The sequence below is a fragment of the Protofrankia sp. Cr1 genome, from assembly GCF_963555865.1.
Lineage (GTDB): Bacteria > Actinomycetota > Actinomycetes > Frankiales > Frankiaceae > Protofrankia.
This window is the reverse complement of sequence record NZ_CAUVXO010000090.1, coordinates 7,376-13,555: the sequence shown is the minus strand read 5'-3', so window position 1 is coordinate 13,555 and position 6,180 is coordinate 7,376. Positions and strand designations below refer to the sequence as shown.

The following is a 6,180-nucleotide window of genomic DNA, read 5'->3' as shown; positions in this document are numbered from 1 at the left end:
TACCACAGGTGGGTGTAGTTCATCAACTGCATAATGCTGTTGGCCGCGACCGCGGGGTCGACGGCCGGGTCGAAGGCGCCTTCGTCGACACCCTGACCGATGATGTCGCGCACGAACTGGTCGTAGGCGTCGCGCTGGTCGATCAGCGTTTGGACGCGTTCGGGACGCAGGCTACGGAACTCCCGTTCGACGACGGCGGAGTACCGGATGTTGGTGGCCAGTCGGGCCATCCACCGCTCGACGAACCGTGACAGCCGCGTCACCGCATCCGCGCGCATGAGCGTCTCATCCTCGGTCAGGTAGCGCAGGCCGTCGGCGTGGACGTGCTCGGCGATGGCGTAGAGGAGGTCCTCCTTGGTGTCGATGTAGTAGTAGAGGCTGCCCTTGAGCAGGCCGACCCGGGACGCGATGTCCTGGATCGTGGTCGCCTCGTAGCCCTTCTCGTAGAACACATGGGCGGCGACATCAAGGATCTCGTACCAGCGAGACTCGCCCACCACGGCCTTCGGCGGTCGCGCGGACAGCCGAGGGACACCAGCGCCCGTCCCCGGGCCGTGCGACTGCCCAGCTGCGTCGCTCACCCGGCCACGTCCCATCGGATAGATCACCTTCTTCGACGAATGTGCCGCTTGACGGACCGCCTGTGCCAGACCAATCTAACGGTTGTTTGACCTGCACGTCCAGGTCCACGATACGAGTCAGTCGCCCGACCACGTTCCCGCAGTCCGTGGCGGCGGCCGGGGCGTCCAGGAGGCAGCGAGATGACAGAAGTGGCGCCGGGCGACGACGAGATCGGGCAGTTCGTCGCCCTGGCCACCGCCTTCCTGGACCGGCATGCCAAGCGCCGGCCCGAGCGCCTCGGCCAGCTGGGGTGGGGCACGGGTCCAGACGACATCGCGGTGCTGGAGGTGCACGCCGACGCCGACGCCGAGCAGCGCGATCTCACCGCGGCGCAGGTGTGGCGAGCGACGGTCTTCGACGCCGGGTTCGGCTGGCTCGGCGGCCCGGTGGAGTACGGCGGCGGCGGCCGCAACCCGGTCCTCGACGACGTCTACCGCGGTCTGGAGTCCGGGTATGAGGTGCCGAACCAGAACATCATCGCCAGCGGCACCGCGCTCGTGGCGCCCGCGGTGATCGCACACGGCAGCGCCGAGGTGAAGGCCCGGTACCTGCGCGGTGTCTTCCGTGGCGACCTCGTCTGCTGCCAGCTGCTGTCCGAACCCGACGCCGGCTCCGACCTCGCCGGGCTGCACACCCGCGCGGTGCGCGACGGCGACGAGTGGGTCGTCACCGGCCAGAAGGTGTGGAGTTCCTACGCCCACCTCGCCCACGTCGGGCAGCTCCTGGCCCGCACCGATCCGGATGCCTCCAGGCACGCCGGGCTGACGATGTTCCTCGTCGACATGGACAGTCCCGGCGTGCAGGTCAGGCCGCTGCGGATGATGACCGGTGAGGCCCACTTCAATGAGATCTTCCTGGACGAGGTGCGGATCCCCGACCGCCACCGGGTCGGGGCGGTCGGCCAGGGCTGGCAGGCCACGATCACCACGCTGATGAGCGAACGGGCCGCCGTCGGCGGCGGCGCGACCTCACCGGCCATGGACCCCGTCCATCGCGTCACGGCGCTGGCCCGCCAGCTGGGCCGCGCCGGCGACCCGCTGCTACGGCAACGGCTCGCCGACGTCCACCTCCATGAACGGTTGCTGCGCTACCTGGGGCTGCGCCAGGAGGCCGCCCTCGCGGCCGGCCGGCCGCCCGGACCGGAAGGATCAGTGATGAAGCTGTTGTACTCGCAACAGGCTCGGCGGATCGGCGAACTGGCCGCGGACCTGCTGGGACCGGCGGTCACCGCCGACAACGGCGAGTGGGGGACGTTCGCCTGGGCGCGGTGGGTGTGTGGAGCGCCGTTGCTGCGGATCGCCGGCGGCACGGACGAGATCCAACGCAACACCCTCGCCGAACGGGTGCTGGGACTGCCCCGGGGGCCGCGGTGACAACGCCGGCCGCCGCGCGGCCGAGCGCACCCGCCACCGCCGCCACCGCCACCACGACCGCCGCCACCGGCACCTTCGGGGTGCTCCAGCGTGATCGCGAGGTGACCGCGACGGAGCTGCGCCGTCGCGCGGAGTGGATCCGGCTGGAGACGATCAGGCTCGTCGGCATCGCCGGCAGCGGCCACTACAGCAGCACGTTCTCCGCGGCCGAGCTGTTCGCCGTCCTCTACTACCGGGTGCTCCGCCTCGCCCCGGCGGACCGGGCCTGGCCGGAACGGGACAGGTTACTGCTCGGCAAGGGCCACGCCGCGGTCGGTCTCTACCCGTGCCTGGCCGACTCTCGGCTTCTTCCCGACCGAATGGCTCGACTCCTATACCCGGCTCGGTAGCCCGCTCGGGGACCACCCGGACATGACGAAGGTACCGGGGGTCGACTTCAGTTCCGGTTCCATCGGTCACAACCTGTCGGTCGGCCTCGGGATGGCGCTCGCCGCCCGCCTGTCCGGACACAGCTACCGCACCTACGTCGTGCTGGGCGACGGCGAGCTGCACGAAGGTCAGGTGTACGAGGCGATGATGGCCGCCTCCCACTTCCGGCTCGGCAACCTCGTCGCGGTCGTCGACGCCAACGGCTCGTGCCTGGATGGCCCCACCTCGCAGGTCATGAACGTGGAGCCGATCGCCGGCCGGTTCGCCGCGTTCGGCTGGCGCACGGTGGAACTGGACGGTCACGACGTCGAGGCGTTGATGACTGCGTTCGCGACGTTGCCACCGCCTACCGACGATCAGCCGACCTGCGTGGTCGCCCGCACCGTCAAGGGCAAGGGCGTGTCGTTCATGGAGTCGGCCGAGGAGTGGCACCTGGGCTTCCTCGGGCCGGCCGACCGAGAACGCGCCGAGCGGGAGATCCGGGAGCGGCTGGCATGAGCCGTCCGGATGATCGAGAGGAACGCTACCCCATGACCGTGCCGCTCGACCCGACGAGCTGGAACATCGCGACCAGCGACGGTCAGCTCGACGCATTCGTGATGGGGGAGGAGCTCGCCGACCTGGCCGACGACCGGCCGGAGATCGTCCTGCTGACCGCGGACCTGATGACGTCCAACCGCACCGGCGACTTCGCCCGCCGCCACCCGCACCGCCACTTCGATCTCGGTATCGCCGAGCAGAACATGATGGGTGTCGCCGCGGGTATGGCCGCCTGCGGTTTCCGGCCGTACGTGTCGACGTTCGCGTCGTTCGCCAGCCTGCTGTGCGCCGAGCACCTTCGTACCGACCTCGCCTACCCCCGGATGCCCGTCCGGGTGCTCGCTCACCACGCCGGCATCGCGATGGGCTTCTACGGCACCTCTCATCACGCCGTCGAGGACATCGCCCTCACCCGCGCGATCGCCCACCTGACCGTGGTGGCGCCCTGCGACGCGAACGCGACCCGCGCGATACTGCGCGGGACCCTCGACCAGGACGGGCCGGTGTACATCCGGCTCGGCCGCGGCCGGGAGAAGCCGGTCTACGACGTGGTGCCGGCGCTGGCGCCCGGCCGCTTCGCCACGGTGCGCGAGGGCACGGACGCGACAATGATCGCGACCGGCCTCGGCGTACAGATCTCGCTCGCCGCCGCCCACCTGCTCGCCGCGGACGGCATCGACGTCGGTGTCCTCGATGCCGTCTACCTCAAACCGTTCGACGAGGAGGCGGTCGTCGCCGCAGCCGAGCAGACGGGGCACCTGCTCACCGTCGAGGAACACAACGTCGTCGGCGGCCTTGGGGCCGCTGTCGGCGACGTCCTCGCCCGCCACGGGCTCGCGCCCGCATTTGCCGTACACGGGTTGCCCGACGACTACGCGCTCGTCGCCCCCCCGACCCACCTCTACCGGCACTACGGCCTCGACCCGACGACGGTGGCCGCGCGGATGCGCGAGCTGCTGAAGCGATGAGGTCTGCGATGAAGGCGGCGATGCGCACCGGAACCGACCAGCCAGCGAAAGGTGATCGTGGAACCATGATGACCGGCGAGCAGTACCTCGACTCGCTGCGAGACGGGCGCCGGGTGGCGCTCGACGGTGTCCTGCTGCCTGACGTCACCGCCGACCCGGGGCTTGGCAACGCCGCACGCTGGGTGGCCACCGGCTACGACCGCATCCGGTCGGGGTACCCGGACGGCGTGAACCCGATCTACCAGATCCCGCGGACGGTCGAGGACCTGCGGGCCAGGCTCGATCTTGTCCAGGAATCCGACGTGACGGTCGCCCTGACCTCCGCGGTCCTCGCGTTGCTGACTGCGGCGCCGCGACTGGCCACGGCGAACCCGGCCTACCGGGAACGGATACTGCACTATTTCGAGGACTGCCGGCGCCGCGACGTACGGTTCGCCGAGGTCATCACCGACGCCAAGGGCGACCGGTCGCTGCCGCCCGGCAAACAGGACGACCCCGACCTCTATCTGCGGGTCGTCGACCGCGACGGCGACGGCATCGTGATCAACGGGGCGAAGTTCCACATCACGATGGGCCCGCTGGTGCACGAGCTCGTCGTCATGCCCACCAAGCGAATGAAGCCGGGCGAGGAGCAGTACGCGGTGGCGTGCGCGGTGCCGGTGAACTCCCCGGGCGTCACCCAGATCGCCACCAGCCCGCACCCCCGGGGCAGCGACGGGCGGTCACACCCGGTGTCCGGCCGACATACCGACCCGGACTCAATAGTGATCTTCGATCACGTGCATGTGCCGTACGAGCGTGTCTTCCTCGACGGTGAGGTCGAGGAGTCCGCGGTGGTCGCCCACTCGCTCGGGCTGTGGGAACGGGTCAACGGGGTGGCCGACATGGCGCGCCTCGGTGACCTGCTGGTCGGGATGGCCCAGCTCGTCGCCGAGGCGAACGGCGTCGACCGGATCCCGCACATCAAGGACAAGATTGCGGAGATGGTCATCTACGCCACCCTGGTGCGCGCCGGGCTGGAGGCGTCCATCGCCGGCGCGACCCACACCGAGGACGGCATGATCGCGCCCAACGAGCTGTATGCGAACGCCGCCAAGTACCACGCCGCGGCGCACTACCCGGTCATGGTTCGCAACCTGCACGACATCGCCGGGGGCGCCGTGGCGACGGCCCCCTCCATGGCCGACTACGACAACCCGCAGCTACGGCCCTATATCGACAAGTACCTGCGGACCATGCCCGGCGTCGACGGCTACTACCGGATGCGGCTGTTCCATCTGATCCGCGACGTCACCGCCGACGCGCTGGGCGGCCGGGAACTGGTCTCCTGGCTGCAGTCCGGCGGCGGACTGTTCGCGCAACGCACCGTGACCCGCAAACACTACGACATCGAGGCCGCCAAGGACCTGGCCCGGCGGGCCGGCGGGCTCCTCGACGGGGCCGAGCCGGCGAGCTACCCGGACGGCCATGGCTGAGTCTGCGACGCAGGCGACCGGCACCCGGCCAGCCGGCCAGCGCCGGGTGGCCCTGGTCACCGGCGGCACCCGCGGCATCGGCGCGGCGATCACCGAGCGGCTTGCGCGCGACGGTATCCACGTCGCCGCGGTCTACGTCCACGACGACGGCCGCGCGAAGGAGTTTCTGGACCAGGTCAGCAACGCGGGCATGTCCGTGTCGCTGCATCGCGGCGACATCGGCTCGCCGGCCGACTGCGCGCGGCTCGCCTGCGACGTCGTCGCCGCGCACGGACCGGTCGACTACCTGGTGAACAACGCGGCCATCAGCAGCGACGCTCCGGCGCACGAGATGACGGTCGAGCAGTGGGACGCGGTCGTGCGGGTCTCGCTGTCCGGCGTCTTCTACCTCACCCGGACGGTGCTGCCCACGATGCTCGAGCGCGGCTTTGGCCGGATCGTCAACGTCGGCTCGATCGCCGGGACGATGGGCTCGACCTGGCAGGCGAACTACGCAGCGGCGAAAGGCGGGGTGATCGCGTTCACCAAGTCGATCGCCCGGGAGACCAGCCGCAGGGGCGTGACCGCCAACTGCGTGCTGCCCGGCCCGACGCGGACCGACATGGCGGCGGCCACCCCGGACGAGGTGAACGACAAACTGCTGCGGCTCATCCCGGCGCGGCGCGTGGGCCGGCCCGAGGAGATCGCCCATGCCGTGCGTTTCCTTCTCGACGACCTGTCCGGCTTCATCACCGGCGCGCTGCTGCCGGTCGACGGCGGCATGAGCATGTGAAC

The 6,180-nt window shown here is 70.3% G+C and carries 5 protein-coding genes and 1 pseudogene; 5 read left to right on the top strand and 1 reads right to left on the bottom strand.

Annotated elements, in window-relative coordinates; all coding sequences use genetic code 11:
- A partial coding sequence (locus U9980_RS10215; protein ID WP_322767702.1) for a TetR/AcrR family transcriptional regulator occupies window positions 1-581 on the bottom strand: 581 nt, incomplete at its 3' end.
- Window positions 582-761: 180 nt separating this feature from the next.
- Between U9980_RS10215 and U9980_RS10210 the strand changes: the two genes are divergently transcribed.
- The 5 genes and pseudogenes from U9980_RS10210 to fabG all read left to right on the top strand — a co-directional run bounded on the left by U9980_RS10210 (window position 762) and on the right by fabG (window position 6,178).
- Window positions 762-1,994, top strand: a complete 1,233-nt coding sequence (locus U9980_RS10210; RefSeq protein ID WP_322767701.1) for an acyl-CoA dehydrogenase family protein — start codon at window positions 762-764, stop codon at window positions 1,992-1,994.
- An 80-nt stretch (window positions 1,995-2,074) separates the two neighbouring features.
- Window positions 2,075-2,921 (top strand): annotated as a pseudogene (locus U9980_RS28505) (transketolase).
- Entirely contained in the window at window positions 2,918-3,931 is a 1,014-nt protein-coding gene (locus tag U9980_RS10195; RefSeq protein ID WP_322767698.1) for a transketolase family protein, read from the top strand. Before U9980_RS28505 ends, U9980_RS10195 begins: the two are co-directional and overlap by 4 nt.
- Before the next feature lie 68 nt (window positions 3,932-3,999).
- A complete protein-coding gene (locus U9980_RS10190; RefSeq protein WP_322767697.1) occupies window positions 4,000-5,406 on the top strand; it encodes a 4-hydroxyphenylacetate 3-hydroxylase N-terminal domain-containing protein in 1,407 nt (468 codons plus the stop codon).
- Between the two features lie 46 nt (window positions 5,407-5,452).
- Window positions 5,453-6,178, top strand: coding sequence for a 3-oxoacyl-ACP reductase FabG (gene fabG, locus U9980_RS10185; protein WP_322767696.1), 726 nt, complete (start codon window positions 5,453-5,455; stop codon window positions 6,176-6,178).
- The last annotated feature ends 2 nt before the right edge of the window (window positions 6,179-6,180 follow it).

Coding starts and splice junctions, on each gene's coding strand:
- U9980_RS10210 (WP_322767701.1), top strand. CDS start 762: ATGACAGAAGTGGCGCCGGGCGACGACGAGATCGGGCAGTTCGTCGCC.
- U9980_RS10195 (WP_322767698.1), top strand. CDS start 2,918: ATGAGCCGTCCGGATGATCGAGAGGAACGCTACCCCATGACCGTGCCG.
- U9980_RS10190 (WP_322767697.1), top strand. CDS start 4,000: ATGACCGGCGAGCAGTACCTCGACTCGCTGCGAGACGGGCGCCGGGTG.